This is a genomic window from Microbacterium sp. NPDC089320, assembly GCF_040684875.1.
GTDB lineage: Bacteria > Actinomycetota > Actinomycetes > Actinomycetales > Microbacteriaceae > Microbacterium.
In genome coordinates, this window is record NZ_JBFBGY010000002.1 from 750,432 (window position 1) to 767,015 (window position 16,584).

Annotated in this window: 15 protein-coding genes; 7 read left to right on the plus strand and 8 right to left on the minus strand. The window is 70.1% G+C overall.

Annotated elements, in window-relative coordinates; all coding sequences use genetic code 11:
• Nucleotides 1–4: 4 nt before the first annotated feature.
• The gene (gene mtrA, locus AB0N61_RS08200) at nucleotides 5–685 is read right to left on the minus strand and encodes an MtrAB system response regulator MtrA (protein ID WP_167944901.1); all 681 of its coding nucleotides are present in this window, start codon (nucleotides 683–685) and stop codon (nucleotides 5–7) included.
• A 96-nt stretch (nucleotides 686–781) separates the two neighbouring features.
• Between mtrA and AB0N61_RS08205 the strand changes: the two genes are divergently transcribed.
• The 5 genes from AB0N61_RS08205 to AB0N61_RS08225 all read left to right on the plus strand — a co-directional run bounded on the left by AB0N61_RS08205 (nucleotide 782) and on the right by AB0N61_RS08225 (nucleotide 6,389).
• Nucleotides 782–2,230: a hypothetical protein gene (locus tag AB0N61_RS08205; RefSeq protein ID WP_363363034.1), complete on the plus strand. Its 1,449-nt coding sequence runs from the start codon at nucleotides 782–784 to the stop codon at nucleotides 2,228–2,230.
• Nucleotides 2,227–2,868, plus strand: coding sequence for a DUF4129 domain-containing protein (locus tag AB0N61_RS08210; protein ID WP_363363035.1), 642 nt, complete (start codon nucleotides 2,227–2,229; stop codon nucleotides 2,866–2,868). Before AB0N61_RS08205 ends, AB0N61_RS08210 begins: the two co-directional genes overlap by 4 nt.
• On the plus strand, nucleotides 2,865–4,058 hold the full coding sequence (locus AB0N61_RS08215) for a DUF4350 domain-containing protein (RefSeq protein ID WP_363363038.1): 1,194 nt from the start codon (nucleotides 2,865–2,867) through the stop codon (nucleotides 4,056–4,058). The genes AB0N61_RS08210 and AB0N61_RS08215 overlap by 4 nt, the downstream gene beginning before the upstream one ends.
• A 99-nt stretch (nucleotides 4,059–4,157) precedes the next feature.
• The gene (locus AB0N61_RS08220) at nucleotides 4,158–5,081 is read left to right on the plus strand and encodes a MoxR family ATPase (RefSeq protein ID WP_363363182.1); all 924 of its coding nucleotides are present in this window, start codon (nucleotides 4,158–4,160) and stop codon (nucleotides 5,079–5,081) included.
• Complete coding sequence (locus AB0N61_RS08225) at nucleotides 5,082–6,389, plus strand: DUF58 domain-containing protein (RefSeq protein WP_363363040.1); 1,308 nt, start codon at nucleotides 5,082–5,084, stop codon at nucleotides 6,387–6,389. It abuts the gene before it with no gap.
• A gap of 11 nt (nucleotides 6,390–6,400) precedes the next feature.
• Here AB0N61_RS08225 and AB0N61_RS08230 read toward each other — a convergent pair whose 3' ends face one another.
• The gene (locus AB0N61_RS08230; RefSeq protein WP_363363183.1) at nucleotides 6,401–7,393 is read right to left on the minus strand and encodes a stage II sporulation protein M; all 993 of its coding nucleotides are present in this window, start codon (nucleotides 7,391–7,393) and stop codon (nucleotides 6,401–6,403) included.
• A gap of 16 nt (nucleotides 7,394–7,409) precedes the next feature.
• Here AB0N61_RS08230 and AB0N61_RS08235 point away from each other — a divergent pair, with 16 nt between their 5' ends.
• Nucleotides 7,410–8,219, plus strand: a complete 810-nt coding sequence (locus AB0N61_RS08235) for an RDD family protein (RefSeq protein WP_363363042.1) — start codon at nucleotides 7,410–7,412, stop codon at nucleotides 8,217–8,219.
• 30 nt (nucleotides 8,220–8,249) lie between these two features.
• Here the strand turns inward: AB0N61_RS08235 and AB0N61_RS08240 are convergent, their stop codons facing one another.
• The 4 genes from AB0N61_RS08240 to AB0N61_RS08255 all read right to left on the minus strand — a co-directional run bounded on the left by AB0N61_RS08240 (nucleotide 8,250) and on the right by AB0N61_RS08255 (nucleotide 11,544).
• Nucleotides 8,250–9,464, minus strand: a complete 1,215-nt coding sequence (locus tag AB0N61_RS08240) for an ABC transporter permease (protein ID WP_363363043.1) — start codon at nucleotides 9,462–9,464, stop codon at nucleotides 8,250–8,252.
• On the minus strand, nucleotides 9,461–10,303 hold the full coding sequence (locus AB0N61_RS08245; RefSeq protein ID WP_363363045.1) for an ABC transporter ATP-binding protein: 843 nt from the start codon (nucleotides 10,301–10,303) through the stop codon (nucleotides 9,461–9,463). The genes AB0N61_RS08240 and AB0N61_RS08245 overlap by 4 nt, the downstream gene beginning before the upstream one ends.
• Entirely contained in the window at nucleotides 10,300–11,259 is a 960-nt protein-coding gene (locus AB0N61_RS08250; protein WP_363363047.1) for a biotin/lipoyl-binding protein, read from the minus strand. The genes AB0N61_RS08245 and AB0N61_RS08250 overlap by 4 nt, the downstream gene beginning before the upstream one ends.
• A 78-nt stretch (nucleotides 11,260–11,337) precedes the next feature.
• Nucleotides 11,338–11,544, minus strand: a complete 207-nt coding sequence (locus tag AB0N61_RS08255; RefSeq protein WP_363363048.1) for a DUF3499 family protein — start codon at nucleotides 11,542–11,544, stop codon at nucleotides 11,338–11,340.
• A gap of 165 nt (nucleotides 11,545–11,709) precedes the next feature.
• Between AB0N61_RS08255 and AB0N61_RS08260 the strand changes: the two genes are divergently transcribed.
• The gene (locus AB0N61_RS08260; RefSeq protein ID WP_167945259.1) at nucleotides 11,710–12,051 is read left to right on the plus strand and encodes a metallopeptidase family protein; all 342 of its coding nucleotides are present in this window, start codon (nucleotides 11,710–11,712) and stop codon (nucleotides 12,049–12,051) included.
• A 30-nt stretch (nucleotides 12,052–12,081) separates the two neighbouring features.
• On the opposite strand, the gene AB0N61_RS08265 is transcribed toward AB0N61_RS08260, so the two are convergent.
• A complete protein-coding gene (locus AB0N61_RS08265) occupies nucleotides 12,082–13,464 on the minus strand; it encodes a DUF5719 family protein (RefSeq protein WP_363363049.1) in 1,383 nt (460 codons plus the stop codon).
• Nucleotides 13,461–16,541: a glycosyltransferase gene (locus AB0N61_RS08270; RefSeq protein ID WP_363363051.1), complete on the minus strand. Its 3,081-nt coding sequence runs from the start codon at nucleotides 16,539–16,541 to the stop codon at nucleotides 13,461–13,463. Before AB0N61_RS08270 ends, AB0N61_RS08265 begins: the two co-directional genes overlap by 4 nt.
• Nucleotides 16,542–16,584: the final 43 nt, after the last annotated feature.

Below are 16,584 nucleotides of genomic sequence, written 5' to 3' on the forward strand. Positions count from 1 at the left end.
GGACCTAGCCCGCGCTCCCGGCACGGTAGCCCACGCCCCGCACCGTCATCACGATCTTGGGATTGTCGGGGTCGAGCTCGACCTTGGCCCGCAGACGCTGCACGTGCACGTTGACCAGGCGGGTGTCGGCCTTGTAGTGATAGCCCCACACCTGCTCGAGCAGCATCTCGCGCGAGAACACCTGCTGGGGCTTCGACGCGAGGGCGACCAGCAGCTGGAACTCCAGCGGCGTGAGGGCGATCGGAGCCGTGCCGCGGCGCACCTCGTGCGCGTCGACGTCGACGGTGAGGTCTCCCACGCGCAGCTGCTCCCCCACGTTCTGTGTCGTGGGCCGGAGGCGCGTTCGGATGCGCGCGACGAGCTCCTTCGGATTGAAGGGCTTGACGATGTAGTCGTCGGCCCCGACCTCCAGCCCTCGCACCACGTCAGCGGTGTCGCTGCGGGCCGTGAGCATGATGACGGGGACTCCGGATTCGGCGCGGATGCGGGTGCAGATCTCGATGCCGTCCATGCCCGGCAGCATCAGGTCGAGCAGCACGAGATCGGGACGCTGTGCGCGCCACTCGTCGACCGCCCGCGCACCGTCAGCGCAGAACACCGGCTCGAAACCCTCCGTGCGCAGCACGATTCCGATCATCTCGGCGAGCGCGGTGTCGTCGTCGACCACAAGAATGCGTGAGGTCATAACTGTTACCTTATGGCACTCAGTACCACTGTCCTCCTGTGTACGCGCCCGACGGGTCATGTGACACGATGGGAGCGCACGACGGAGGGAGTGCCGGTGAGCGGCCAGACGTGGACCCCTGCCCCGAAGAAGGGCATCATCCCCCTGCATCCGCTGACGTTCGGGATGCTGCTGAGCAAGTCGTTCGTCGCGCTGCGACACAACCCCAAGGTGCTCTTCGGCTTCGGCGTCGTGATCCAGCTCGCCGTCGTGGTGCTCAGCGCCACCGTGATGGGCTTCGTGTTCGTCACGACGTTCACGCGGCTCGACTCGCTCTCGCCCGCGTCGCCTGACTTCGAGGCCGTGTTCGCGGGCACCATCGCCATGAACATCGTCGCCGGGCTGGCCGTCGGTATCGCGTCGGTCGCGTTCACCGCTCTGATGCAGGGCGTCGTCGCTGCCGAGATCGGCTATGCCGCGATCGGGGTGAAGGCGACCCTCAGGACGCTCTGGCGCAAGATGATCCCGTCGTTCTGGCGGCTCGCCGCTTTCGCCTCCCTCTCGGTCATCTTCATCTTCGGCGTGATCATCATCCTCTTCGTCATCATCGCCGGCTTCGTCGCGAGCGGTCTCGGTGGATCGGCCGAGGCCCTCGGCGGCGTCGTGATCCTCGTCATCGTCGTGCTGCTCGCCACGATCCCCCTCATGGTCTGGCTCACGACCAAGCTCCTGCTGGTGCCGTCGATCCTCGTCCTCGAGCGCGCGAAACTGCGCGATGCTCTCGTTCGCTCATGGCGGCTCACCCGCGGTCGCTTCTGGATCGCCTGGGGAGTCACCTTCCTCATCGGCGCCATCATGGGCGTCGCGATGCAGCTCGTGAACCTCCCGGTCTCGCTCCTGAGCTCGATGCTCGGATCGGTCATCGCCCCGACCGGCTCCGTCGACACCGCCGCGATCATGGGCTTCGTCTTCGCGCTCCTCGCCCCGCAGATCCTTCTGCTGGTGTTGCAGGCCATCACCCTCGTGGTGCAGAGCACCGCGGGAACCCTCGTGTACCTCGACAGTCGGATGCGGTACGAGGGGCTCGATCAGGCACTGATCAGCCATGTCGAGCGGCGCGACCTCGGTTGGACCGAAGATCAGCTCGGCGACCCGTTCGTGGTGGATCCCACGCGCGCCGTCTCGAGTGCCCCGCCGCCCACGCAGGTGCCCGAGTGGGCGACGATGACGCCCGCCGGATACGACCTGCCTCCCTACGCAGGACAGCCGTACCCCGCACAGCAGTACGCGGCGCAGCCGTACCCGGCGCAGCCGTACCCGGCGCAGCCGTACCCGGCGCAGTCGTACCCCGGACAGCAGTACGCGTACCCGCCCCACGCCCAGCCGTACCCGGCCCAGCCTCCGACGTCGCAGCCGCCGTATGCGACCCCGGCCGCGGCGATCCCGACTCAGCCGCCGACGTACTCGCCTGCTCCGCCGCCGCCCGCCGCTCCCCCGGCGCCCTCAGCGTCCCCGAACGACTCCTCGTGGGCGTCGCCAGGAGCGGGCAGCGAAGGATCTGCATGATCCGCGCGCTGGACGACGTGTGGGTGCCCGACGGAGACGAGGCGAGGCAGTGGGCCGAGCAGGAGCTGTCCGACCCGCGATACGCGGACGCGAAGCCCACCTGGTTCGACCTCGTCGCGCGTGACATCGGTCGGTTCCTCGCCGACCTGTTCAGCTCCGACAACGGCGCCAGCGTCGGGCCCTCCGCGTTGATCGTCGTCAGCGTCATCGTCTTCGGCGCGCTCGTCGCCGCCCTCATCATCTGGGGGCGCCCCCGCCGCGCTCGCGCGATCCGCCGACCAGGTGCTGGGCTGCTCGGCGCGGACGACGATCGCTCCGCCGCGCAGCTGCGTGCGGATGCCGACCGCGCCGCGCGAGGTGGCGACTGGGATGAAGCGACGGTCCTGCGATTCCGCGCCCTCGCGAGAGGGCTCCTCGAACGGGACCTCATCGAGCCGTCGCCCGGAGCGACCGCGCAGGCGATCGCGCGCGAGGTGTCCGCCCTGTTCCCCGCCGAGACGGCGCAGGTGCGTCAGGCCGCCCTCTTCTTCGACGACGTCCGCTACCTCCGCCATCCCGCGACGGGTGAGCGCTATGCCGAGCTCGCGGCGACAGACGACAGACTCAGTGCGCTGCGCCCGGAAGCGGTGACCGCGTGAGCGATCTCGCGCAGGGCGAGGCCGCGACGTCGACTGCTGAACGTGCGCCTCGCGGCCGACGCTCTCGAGGCCTGATCGGGTGGGCGATCGTCGCCGCACTCGTTCTCGGCGGCGTCTTCGTCGCGATACAGGTCGGTGTCCGAATGCCGGATCAGCGGGGGTCACTCGACCCGGAGAGCGCGCGCGACACCGGAGCCATGGCGATCGCACAGATCCTGCGGGACAACGGCGCCGAGGTCTCGGTCTTCCGCTCGCGGACCGACGCGCTCCGGGCGGTCGATGACGATGCCACCCTCGTGATGTCCAATCCCTACACGCTCTCCGATGAGGGGATTCTCGAGCTCATCGAGCCTGCCGAACGCGTCGTCTTCCTCTCGACCAGCACGCACCTGCTGAGCCTCCTGCGCATGGGGGACAACGCCACGCCGGAGTTCGCCCCCGTCTCGGCAGAGTGCGATTCACCCGAGTTCGCGGACGTCGGCACGATCCGCCCTGATCGGCTCTTCACCCCTGCCGCGGGCGTGGAGGGGTGCTTCGGCGACGGAGACGCGGCGGCGGTTCTCATCGATGACAGCGCCGAGGGGACACGGATCGTCGTCGAGGGCGCGCGCCTCTTCAGCAACGCCTCTCTCGCGGACGACGGGAACGCCGCCCTCGCGCTCGCATTGCTGGGACAGACCGAACGCGTCGTCTGGTACGTGCCCAGCTTCGCTGACACGGACATCGAAGGCGAGACCGAGGACACCCTCGGATCGCTCACTCCCGGCTGGGTGACGCCCGCCATCCTGCTGCTCATGATCGCGGGCGTCGCGGCGGCGCTGTGGCGCGGTCGGCGCTTCGGTCCGCTCGTCGCCGAGACTCTTCCCGTGACTGTTCGCGCTTCCGAGACGATGCACGGTCGCGCACGCCTGACCGCCAAGGCGGGCGACGCCGCGCACGCGGGCGAAGCGATCCGAGACGGGAGCAGGCGCCGCCTGGCACGCAGGCTCGGCCTCGCTGTCAGCGCTGGCGCCGAGGAGGTCGCGGATGCCGCAGCCGACCGGCTCCGCGTGCCCCGTGGATCGCTGCACGCACTCCTCGCCGGCGCACCGCCCGTCGACGATGCGTCATTGATCGATCTCGCCCGGCGACTCCAGGAACTGGAGAACGCCGTCGAGGCCTCGTCCTTCACGGAGGGCCGATCCGAATGATCCGATCCCACCGAACCACCGTCCATCCCTCATTCGACCGGAAGCCGAGGACACCACGTGACCGCTGAGAACTTCAACGACGCCGAGCTGCGTCACGCCATGCACCGCGTGCGCTCGGAGGTCGACAAGGCCGTCGTGGGCCAGGCGGGCACGGTGACCGGCCTGCTGGTGTCGCTGCTGGCGCGAGGACACGTGCTGCTGGAGGGCGTGCCCGGCGTGGCGAAGACCCTGGTCGTGCGCTCGTTCGCCCGGGCGCTGGGCCTCGACACCAAGCGCGTGCAGTTCACGCCCGATCTGATGCCGGGAGATGTCACCGGTTCGCTGGTCTACGACGCCCGCACAGGCGAGTTCGACTTCCGTGCGGGTCCGGTGTTCACGAACATCCTGCTGGCAGACGAGATCAACCGCACGCCTCCGAAGACTCAGGCTGCACTGCTCGAGGCCATGGAGGAACGTCAGGTGTCCGCCGACGGCGTCAGTCGACCTCTTCCCGACCCCTTCCTCGTCGCGGCGACGCAGAACCCGATCGAGCACGAGGGCACCTATTCGCTGCCGGAAGCCCAGCTCGACCGCTTCCTGATGAAGCTCGTCGTCGGCATGCCGGAGCGAGATGCCGAGGTCTCGGTGCTCCGCAAGCACGCCTCCGGCTTCTCGCCGCGTGAGCTCACCGGCGTCGAGGCCACCGTCTCCGCCGACGAGATCCGCGCTGCTCAGGATGCGGCGGGGCGCGTCGAGGTCACCGACGACGTCCTCGGCTATGTCGTCGACCTCGCCAGAGCGACGAGGCAGTCTCCCTCGGTCGAACTCGGCGCGAGCCCGCGTGCCTCCACCGGTCTGCTCGCCGCGGCGAAGGCGTGGGCCTGGCTCAACGCATCGACCGCCGTCACCCCCGACCATGTGCAGACGATGCTCGTCCCGGTCTGGCGGCACCGGCTGCAGCTCCGCCCGGACGCTCAGATGGAGGGCGTGTCGGCGGATGCCGTGCTCACGTCGGTCGTCCAGCAGACCAGGGTGCCGATCTAGGTGTTCGTCACCGGCCGTCTCGCGCTTGCCGTCGCCGTCGGCATCGTTCCGCTCGTCCTCGCCGGACTCGCGGATTTCCCGCCCTATGCCGCCCTCGGCATCTGGGTGCTGCTCTGCGTGCTGCTGATCGTCGTCGATGTGCTGCTGGCTCCGAGCCCGCGCTCCGTCGTCGTGACCAGGCGCGTGCCGGCTCGCACCCGCCTGGGTGAACCCGTCGCGGTGAGCGTCGCCCTGCACAATCAGGGCCCCCGCACCCTTCACGCGGTGATCCGCGATGCCTGGCAGCCGACAGCCGGGGCGGGCGAGGACCGCCAGCGACTCAGCGTGCCGCCGGGTGAACGGCGCCGCGTCTCCATCCCCCTGCTGCCACGACGTCGCGGTGAGCTCGTGAGCGAGTTCGTGATGATCCGCTCACTCGGTCCGCTCGGTCTCGCCGGCCGACAGGCCCGCCACCTCGTGCACGGGACGATCCGGGTGCTGCCCGCGTTCTCCTCGCGCAAGCACCTCCCCTCCCGCCTCGCGCGTCTGCGCGAGCTCGACGGGAACACGAGCATCCAGGTGCGCGGACAGGGAACCGAGTTCGACTCCCTCCGCGAGTACGTCCGAGGCGACGACGTGCGGTCGATCGACTGGCGGGCCACCGCGCGCGCGGGCACCACGATGCTGAGGACGTGGCGTCCGGAGCGAGACCGCCACGTCGTGATCATCATCGACACAGGCCGCACTGCTGCTGCGCGCGTAGGGGACGGCACCAGAGTCGATGCCGCCCTCGAGGCATCGCTGCTGCTCGCAGCCCTCGCGGCGCGCGCGGGCGATCACGTGCATCTGCTCATGTACGACCGCGTCGTGCGGGCGCGAGTGACCGGTGTGGAGGGGACGGCGCTGCTTCCCGCGCTGACCGACGCGATGGCTCCCGTGCACGCACGGCTCGTCGACACCGACTGGCCAGGAGCGTTCGCCGCCGTCCGCACGCTCACGACCCGTCCGTCGCTGATCGTGGTGCTCACCGCCCAGGATGCGGCCGAATCGGCCCGCGGGTTCCTCGGGGCATTCCCCGACGCGAGCAGGGCGACGTCCGTCCTCGTCGGGTCGGTCACCGACGACGGCATCGCAGCCCTCGCCGTGCAGCGCGGCTCTCGCGAGGAGATCTACCTCGCGGCGGCGGCCGAGCGCACGATGCGCGACGCCGAGAACGTGGCAGACGCCGTGCGCCGCGCCGGCGGCGAGGCGATCGCGGCCGACCCCGAGTCGCTTCCTCCGAGGATCGCCGACCGATACCTGGAGCTGAAGGCCGCCGGCCGCCTGTGAAGCGCTGAGCGTCAGCCGACCAGAAGCCTCGGTGTGCCTGCCTCGAACTCGACGAGGTCCCCCGTCTCGCCGCGTCGATGGGCGCGACCGCCGATCACCAGCATGTAGATGAGGAACGCGGCGAGCGCTGCCGCGCCGATGCCGATCTTGACCGGCCAGGGCAGCGCCCACCCGGTCACGAAGCCCTCGATGAGTCCCGAGACGAAGAGCGCGAAGACGAGTCCGATCGCCACCGTCGCGAGCGAGCGCCCCTCGGACGCGAGTGACTCCCCTCTCGATCGGTGCCCCGGTGCGACCCAGGACCAGAACAGATGAAGACCGGCCGCGGCCGCGACGAAGATCGACGTCATCTCGAGGAGCCCGTGCGGAAGGATGTAGAGGATCATCACATCGACCTGGTCGTGTGCCGCCATGACTGCGCCGGACACTCCCAGACCCATCGCATTCTGCACGAGCACGTTGATGGGCCAGATCCCCGTGATGCCGAACAGCACGCACTGCAGGGCGATCCACGCGTTGTTCCACCACACCATGCCCATGAACACCGCAGCCGGATTCTCGGTGTAATAGCCGGTGAAGCTCTCGTCGGCGTACTGCTCGAGCAGGTCCGGCGGACCGAGGGTCGCGAGGAGTGCGGGATCTGCGGAGATCCACGTCGCCGTCCCGACGACGATCGCGATGAAGGACGCCGCAATCACGAGTGTCGTCCAGCGCAGCCGATAGAGCGCGGCCGGCAGCTGCAGGGAGAAGAATCGGCCGGTCTGGGTGAGGATGCTGTCGGACGCCCCGGTGAGTCGCAGCCGTGCTCGCACGAGGATCGTCGACAGGTACGCGCCCTGAGGCGACTCGCCTACCGAGGTCTTGATCTCGGCGAGATCAGCGGATGCGGCGCGGTACCGCACGATCAGCTCGTCGACGCCCGCCCCGTCGAGCCGAGCACGGCTGAGCTGCTCGAGCCGTTCCCACTCGGCGCGGCGTGCATCTGTCAGCGCATCGGCATCCACCTGATTTACTGTACTCATGTCCGCCGCACTCGATGCATCAGACGAGGTCCTCTCGGGCGAGGCCGTCGCGATCGATGTGCAGCCGGTCGGATTCGTCCTGCGAGCCGCGGGCGCGATCATCGATCTCCTGGTCGGCCTCGGGGTGTTCCTGCTGACCGTGTTCCTGCGGATCTGGCTGCTCGACATCGGCGTCCTGACCGAGGCGACGGACACGATCGCGGTGATCGCCTCGATCGTGATCAGTTTCGTGGTGCTGCCGATCACGATGGAGGTCGCCCTCAAGGGTCGCAGTCTCGGCAAGCTCGCGGTCGGCGGTCGGATCGTGCGACTCGACGGTGGCGCGACCGGGTTCCGCCATGCCTTCATCAGGGCACTTCTGGGCGTCCTGGAGATCTACATGACGCTGGGCAGCGTCGCGGTCCTCGCCGGAGCGTTCAGTGCTCGCTCGCAGCGCCTCGGCGACATGGTCGCCGGTACGTACAGCCAGCGCGTGCGCACACCGAAGCTCGCGTCCAGCGCACCCGTGCTCCCTCCGGTGCTCGTCGGCTGGGCTCAGATCGCCGATGTCGCCCAACTGCCCGACCGCCTTGCGCGACGCATCTCGCAGTTTCTGCAGAGCGCGCCACGACTGGTCCCGGCTGCGCGCGCTCGAGTGGCACAGGACCTCCTCGCCGAGGCATCGCCGTTCGTGGCTCCCCTGCCTCAGGCTGCCCCCGAGGTGGCGCTGATGGGCATCACCGTGCTGCGGCGCGAACGGGAGCACAGGGCGCTGCAGAACGCCGACCGCCGAGCGGAGAAGCTCACCGGTCGACGCGTCGGCGTCTGAGCTTCCGCCCTCGCCCCTGAGTGGTGCCCGTCAGAATCGGATGGCGTCGATCACCTTCACCCGAAGAGCGACCAGCGCGGGGATGAAACCGGCGACGGCACCCACCAGGATCGATGCGGCGAGACCCACGAAGGCCGCGCGCATCGGGAACGGCGGAACGTCCTGGATCCCATAGAACAGAGAAGTGACGACCCAATCCGAGCGGAGCACCGCGACCACGATCGCGATGCCGACGAGTCCGGCCACCGTGGTCGCCACGAGGCTCTCGAGGAAGACCGAGAAGAAGACCCGGCCTGAGGTCGCGCCGAATGCCCGACGCACACCGATCTCTCGCACTCGCTGCCGCATCGCGACGAGTTGGATGTTGATCAGGCTCAGCGCTCCCAGCGCGAGGATCACGGCTGCGATACCGCCCGTGACCATCTCGAACGTCGCCTGCGCATCCATCGCCCCCGGTTGGGCCGCCCAGTCAGAGCGGCTGACCGACACCGTCTGCCCGTCGGGAAGCCCCGCGCGCAGATCCATCGCGAGCACGGGTGCGATCTCGTCGACCTGATCCTGCCCGATCCAGACCTCGTACTGAGGCCAGGCACCCTCCGGCAGAGCATCGACGCGAGCGCGATACGCGTCGTAGAGGATGTCCACCCTCAGCTCTTCGTCTCCGAGCCCCTGGCGGGGCACGACTCCCACGACCTGGTAGGTGCCGCCCGCAGACCCCGCGAGCGTGAGAACCGGATGCTGCGCGACGGGTGTGCGGCCGATTCGATCCCACAGGGCCTCGGTGATCACGACGGGCGGCGCGAGTGCGTCGGCATCCGCGTCGCGCATCCACCGTCCGGTGAGCAGCTGCTCCCGGTGGATCTCGGAGTAGAGCGGATCGATCAATCGCGAATTGACGTCGACGATGCCGTCCGGAAGCTGGACAGGGACGGCGATCCCCTGTGCGATCCGCGCCGTATGGCTGAACGCGAACCGCTCGGTGACTCGCGTGAACCGCTCGTCGAAGGCGTCGAAGTCGACCGGCGTGCCGTCGTCGCTGCTGATCGAGACCACCAGCGTCGCTGCCCGGCCTCCCCAGCGATCCGACTGCTCGGCCTGGAACTGGCGCTGATACTCGGAGACCGCGACGACCCCGGTGAGGGCCGCCACCGAGACGGCGATGCCGACCAGGCTGAGCAGCACGCGGAGCTTGTGGACGCGGATCTCCGCCCATGCGTCCGACAGGGCCCCGAGGATGCCGGTCATGATGCCGCTCCCCGGCGTGAGTACGGCATGGCCGGCCTGCTGCCGGGTGCAGTCGTCTCGGAGCCGGTGAAGACCGACGACGGCGCGGATGCGGGCGCTGACCCGGATGCGGCGGGGACCGACGCAGCGAGAGTCGAGGCCTCGAACGCACGACTGAGATCCGCCGGCTCGAGGACCCCGGCGTCGAGCCGGTAGTGCCGCCGGGCGCGGGCGGCCACGTGGAGGTCGTGGGTGATGGTCACGAGCGCGGCATCCGTCTCGGTCGCCACCTCGTCGAGCAGCGACATGACCGATGCGCCCGTGTCGATGTCGAGGGCTCCGGTCGGCTCGTCCGCGAGGATCAGCACGGGTCGGCGCACGAGAGCTCTGGCGATCGCCACGCGCTGCTGCTCCCCTCCTGAGAGACGGTCGGCGATCTGCTCGATGCGGTGACCGAGACCCACCCGCTCCAGCATGTCCGCGGCGATCCGTCTGCGATTCCAGAACAGCCGACCCCGAGCGTGGCCGAGCGGCATCATCACGTTGTCGAGCGCTGTGCGCCCCGGAAGCAGGTTGAACTGCTGGAAGACGAATCCGACGTTGTCGCCGCGCAACCGGTCGAGCCGACCCGACCGCATCCGCCGCACCTCTCGCTCCTCGAACGACACGGAGCCGGTGGTCGGAGCGTCGAGCATCCCGAGGATATTGAGCAGCGTCGACTTCCCCGACCCCGACCTGCCGACGATGGAGACGTGGTCGCCGGCGCTCACGTCCAGCGTGATCCCTCGGAGGATCTCCAGCTCCGAGTCGTCAGCGAGCCGCACGCTCTTCGTCACATCGCTGAGCGCGACGAGCGTCACCAGCTCATCCCGCTGTCGCACTGCTCGACTCCGGGAGCCACCTCGTAGCAGACCTCCTCGACCGGGGCGACGAATCCGGGAACGAACTGTCGGATCGATTCCCCCTCTTCGAGGCCCGAGATCACCTCGACCATCGCCCCGTCGTTCACGCCGAGCTCGACCGCGCGCTCTTCGGGGTCTGCACCGTCGCCGGCATCGACCCAGACGTTGCCCGTGCCCGCGCCCCCCTGCACCGCGGTGACCGGCACCACCAGAGCGTCGTCCACCTGTCCGAGCGCGAGATCCATCGTGGCGGGCAGACCCGCGAAGACCACCTGGTCTGCGGGCACCGCGCATCGCACGCTCGCCGTGCCCTCGGCGCTCACCTGCACGCGCACCCCCGTGCACACGAACGGCGCGGGTCCCCCGGTGATGGTCACGGATGCATCGGCCGGCGCGTTCACCAGGCGATACAGCTGCACCGGCTCGACCGTGGCGAGCAGGTGGTAGCGCGCGGGCGTGAGCGTGAAGATCTCGGTTCCGGTGGATGTCGCCTGCCCCTTCACGAGAGCGATCTCCGAGACGTCACCCGCTTCGGAGGCGACGACGTCCACGTCCCTCTTCGGCTCGTCCTGCCTGATCGTGAACAGCTTCTGCCCGGCGGCGACGGTCGCCCCCTCAGGGACATGCACCGCGATGACCGTGCCGGTGATCTCCGACCGCACAGGAAACGCGTCGTCGCGTGCCACGTTGCCGCTCAGGGTGAGAGCATTCACGACGGATCCCCGCTCGACGGGGACGACGGGATCCACGATCGACGACTCCGGGCTGATCATCGCTTCTGCGGTGTCCGGGAAGAACGCGATCTTCACCAGTGCCGCGGCGCACGCCCCGAAGACGAGAACGAGAAGAAGGGGGAAGATCCAGCGTCGCCAGACGATCACGGCTGCCTTTCCGGCGGCGCCGCCCTGGCGCATCCGCGGTCAGCGTAGCGGTACCTGCCGAGGACTCGCGGCCGTCAGGCGGCGTGTCCGACTCGGCGACGGGACCGAGTATCAGGCCCGAAGCGCCTCGTGCCTGACCACGAGCCATCCCGCAGGGACCGACAGCCGATCCGAATGCTGTGCGCACAGATCGTGCGCGTTCGGATGCCGGGCCATGCCCAGCGGCCCGAGCGCCGCCATCTGATCGCCGTAGTCATACGTGAGAGTCGCCACGGCCTCGCGCGCGCAGCCGACCTTCGAGCAGAGTCTTCTGTCCATTCACGTCAGGCTACGTCCACATCCGCCCGAAGAGCGGATGCCGCGCCGCCCCCTCCGACGGACTCGGCCTAGACTTTCGCTATGCCCCGCCGTCCCCGCACCTCCGACGCTCCTCGCCGCGGAGCCAGACACGGACGCCATGGGCGGGTAGGACGCAGTGAGGTCGTGCGCCCGCCGCTGGCTCCGCTGGACGGGCGCATCGACCGATTCGATCTGACCGTCGGCACGGCGGTGGAGTTCCTTCGCGGGACCTGGCCCGAGCTGCAGGAGGTGCGGTTCGAGATCGGGGCCATGCCGGCTTTCGACGCCGTCGACGAAGTGCCGCGTTGGCACCTCGATCACGAGAGGGCACGGATCGTGCTCTTCCGTCTCCCGATCGAACGACTGCTGCCTCCGGGGCACGACGACTCCGCTCACCGCAGGATGGCGATCGAGAGCGCCGTCTTCAGAGCTGCGGCAGAATACGTCGGGCGCGAGCCCTGGGACCTCGGCGGCCACGACCACTGAGCTCACGGCGAGTGCGCTCCGGCCCCGCGGTCACGGGTACACGGTGATGCTCTGCTGTGCTCCCGCGGTCGGCCACACGGGCCACACCGCGAGCGCACCCGCCGCACTCATCGTCACTGACGCATGCACAGGCGCCGACGTCGACAGCGAGTACACCGCGCGCGGCTCGACATCGACCGACGCCGACGCACGGGCGGGCACGGTGACCTCGATAGGGTCTCCGCCCGAGGTCGTCGCGACCTGGACAGTCGCGTCGGCATCCTCGTTGTTGACGAGCACGAGGCGAGGGCTCGGGCCGGCGGGGACAGCGACGTACACGTCGTCCTCAAGCTCCGGCGCCGGAGTCACCCAGGCGAAGTCGTCCTGCGGACCGGCGGCGTCCTGCTGCCGCACGGCGGCGAGCACAGGGTTGTCCGATTCGATGCTCATCGTGTAATCGCCGGGAGCGAGCGACGAGAGCGACAGCTCGGTCGGGGTGTCGGCGGACAGCGGCACCGTGAACTCATCGGCGATCGCGGACGCGCCGAGTTCTCTGAGCGTCACGACGGCTTGGGAGTCCACGCCCGGGGACATCAGGCGCAGCACAGCCATGTCGGCGTTGTCGCCCTGGTTCTCGAACACCTGGATCCCGGGGAGCACCGGCTGTCGCTGAGCGGCGGGGACCGCATCCTGGAGGTCGATCCCCGAGGGGTCGAGGGTGCGAGTGAGCGAGGACTGCAGCACCGCGCGCACCGGCGATCCCGTCGCGGTCACCCGGACGATCGGCACGTCCGACCCGGCGGCGATAGACGACAGCGCGAGCGCGACCTGCGACTCCGCGGGGACGATCACGGTGCTGGACGCCCGCACCGACCCGTACACGCCGAGCGATACGGTGGAGGGCACGACGCCGGCGTTCGTGAGGACGATGAGATCCTCGGTTCCGGTGGCGACGGTTCCGCCGATGAGCCAGGACTCGATGCCCGCGGGGCGGCAGGGCGCCGCGGCCAGACCGAACAGGTCGGCCTCCTGCACGCTCACCGACTCGGCGGCTCCGATCAGCGGCGCCTCGCGGCCCTCGACCGCGCCCACGAGGCGTTGAGCGGTTCCGCCGTCGGCGAGGTCTTTCGCGGGGAGGGGGCTCGCCTCGGGTCGACCGGACGAGCCCTCGGAGGTCAGCTGAGGCGACGCCGCCGAGACCATCTCGAGCGGATTGGAGGGATCTCGGCCGACGGCGCGAAGGTCGCCGTTGCACACCAGAACGGTGTCGCCCGGAAGAGGCGCCACCTCCGCCTGAGCCGGCTCGTGCGCGACGGTCGGCCACGGCGCCGTGATGCCGAGGACCACGCCGATGACGCACGCTCCCGCCACGACAGCACCTGTCAGGACTCGAGCGCCGGTGGCCGCCACCCGGAATGCGCGGTTGCGGGTCATCGCCGGTCCTCCTCGGGCTCTGCATGTAGGTCGTCATCGGCTGCATCGGGGCGGGCGGCCCCATCCGGACCTGCGACGGACGTGCCGCGATCGGCATCGGCATCGGCGACCGGATGCGGGTCACCCTGCGGCTGCGACTCGTGCGTCGCCTCCGACTCGGCCGTGACGGAGGGTCCGGGATCGGCCGTCTCCGCCGCCTCGCCGACGACGGGATCGCCGTGCGGCGCGGCGCTGCCCTCGCGGTCCTCCGGGTGTCGCGGCAGCACGAGCGGCTCGTCCGGTGCCCGACCGACGATGCGCGAGCGGGCGCGGGCTGCTCGCCGCGACGCACGTGTGGGCACCGAGAGCAGCAGTGCGGCGAGCACGAGTACGAGCTGGACCGTGATGACGAGGCGCGCGGTCGCCTGCTGAGCCGTCGAGAGCGGGGTCCGGGGCGAGGCGTCGGCCTCGAGCCGGTAGAGCACACCGCGGTCGGTCGAACCGGCCTGGACGAAGCCGGCCCGCTGGTCGAGCGACGTGACCGCAGCCGTGCGCAGCGAGCGGGCGCGATCCGATTCCTCGCCCGAGACCTCCGCGAGCAGGACGTACGAGATGCCGGTCTGCGCCAGTTCGGCGGCGGCGTCGAAGTCCCTGGCAGAGAGCAGGTCGACTGCGAGCGTCGTGAGGTCAGCGCCGCGCAGCTCCGTCGCTGTCGACAGGATGGTCGTCTGGGCGCTGAGCGTCTCGCTTCCACCCCACGCCACTTCGGTCGCGAGACCGCCGTCGTTCTGCGGGGTGAGCACGAGGGTGCCGATCTGACGGTCGGCACCCGCCTGCGCGGCGACGTATGCCGGCAGCGTCGACGCCGGGCCGTCACGGAGCTCGGACTGATCCGAGTGCACGGCGGCCAGCGCGGGTGCCGCACACACGGCGATCGAGAGCCCGGCGATCGCCGCGCTCAGAACACGCGCCCTGGGGATGGTCACGGCGGTGTCGAGCGTCACGAGCGCCGCTCCGGTGATGCCGATCCACGCGAGGCTGAGTCCGGCGCCGGGCCAGATCGCGACGGGAACTCCCTGGGCGAAGGACACCGCGACTCCCACAGCGAGGAACGCGGTGGCGACGCCGGAGAGCGCGACGAGCAGGAGCGTGATGCCGGCCCGCCACCGCGGGGCGACGGACGACGCGAGCGCGAGAAGTGCGAGCGGGGCGAGCAGCACCCCCACCCACGGTGCGAGTTCCGGACCGATCCACGTCGACCACCCCGCCATGTCTGCGCTGGGGAAGCCGGTGGCCAGGACGAGGCGTCCTGCGGCATCGGCCGTCGCCTGAGGACCGGCCCAGATCGAGCCGGGATCGGCGAGGACTGCGAGGATGTCGCCGTGGCTGAGCTGCCAGACCACGAGCGGGGCGAAGAGCGCGACGGCGGGGATCGGCACCCAGAGCAGTCGGACGGCTCCGCGGATGCGCGCACCGCCGAGAGTGATGCCGAGCGCGACGACCCACAGCAGGAGCAGTGCCGGCGCGAGCGACGGCGAGCACGCCGTGACCGCGGCGAAGAGGAGGGATGCGGCGCCCGCGGCGCCCCACGAGCGATGGGCCACCGCCCCGGCGTGGAAGAGCCAGGGAAGGAGGAGGTGCACCAGCACACCCGCGGGCCGACCGTCGACGAGCGCAGTGAGGAAGGTGGGAGCGAGCGCCCACACGATCCCGGCGAAGATGCGCAGACCCGCACGATCGGTCACCCGCGTGGCCGCGAACCACCCGCCGAGCACGGCGAGGGGCAGCGCGAGCACCCAGAGGAGGACGAGGGAGAACGACGGAGCGGCCGGCCAGAGGGAGCCGAGCACGGCGAGCACGCCGGCGAACGGATCCGCAGGGCCCACGACGTCGACTCCGAGACCTCTCAGACCCCATGCCGCATCGTTCCACAGCGCTGCGACCGTCGAGCGCAGCGGAAGCAGGGCCCCGCCGCCCAGCACCGGCCACGCGAGGATCGTGGTGAAGGTCGCGATGCTGACCACGAGGGCGCCCAGCACCGCCCAGGCTCCGCCGCCCGAGAAGAATCGGAGCTCGCTGACGGCTCCGCCCTCGCTGCCGTGGCCGTCGTCGAGCCGGCGACGGATGTCGGAGCTGCTCACGCGCAGCGGTGCGATGCTCGACCAGCTCGAGGTGCGGAAGGAGCGGATGCGCGCGCGAGACCGCGCTATCGCGCCGAACCGGAACATCGCGGTGACCGCGGCCGCCCACTCGGGCGCGACCGCCTCGGGACGCTTGCCGATCAGATCGGTCATGGACCGCCAGAGCGCGAGAGGGAGCAGAGTGAGCCAGTGCAGCGGCACCGCGATGGTCGGGGCGTACGCGAGGCGGCGGTGCAGCTGAGCGAGTCTGGTCGCGAACGCGCGCCTGCCGCGCGCCGTCGGTGGTGTCCCCGGTCCGTCCGGCGACACCGACACGCGCGCCGACGGCGCGAGCACGACACGTCCGCCGCCGAGGCGGGCACGGACTCCGAGGTCGAGACCGAGATCTGCTCCCGCGAGCGCAGGATCAGGACGCAGCGCGTCACGGACCTCGCCGCGGATCAGCATCCCGCGGATGTCGGCGCCGAGCGCATCGTCGCTGGCGTCGTGCTGTCCCTGGTCGAGCTCGCCGCCGGCGAGTTCGACCGACCGACCGAGGGTCGTCATGCTGACACCCAGAGAGACGATCTCCCGATCGTTGTCGGTCTGCACGAGCTTCGGCGCCACGATCGCCGCCGACGGAGATCGTTCGAGAGTCCCGACCAGTCGCTCGAGCGCTCGCTGATGCGGAGCGGTGTCCTGGGCGAGAAGCCAGACAGCACTCCCCTCGAGGACGCGGGGTCGGGCGAGCTCGACGGCATCGGCGAATGACGTGTTGCCTCGCGCCTGGATGATGCCTTCGACGGCGCTGGAGACCGCCTCGCTCTCGCGGGCCGAGGCCGCGTCGCCGCACATCACCAGAGTGATCGCCGCGACGGGCGTGGTCTGAGAGCGCAACGCATCGAGTGTGCGGAGCAGCTGCGCGCGGGCGGAGGATCCGGGGCGCGCGACGATGATTGCGTGAACTCGGGCTGGCATGACCTGGTCAGCCTATGCGCGCGTCATGACTCGGCGGCTCACC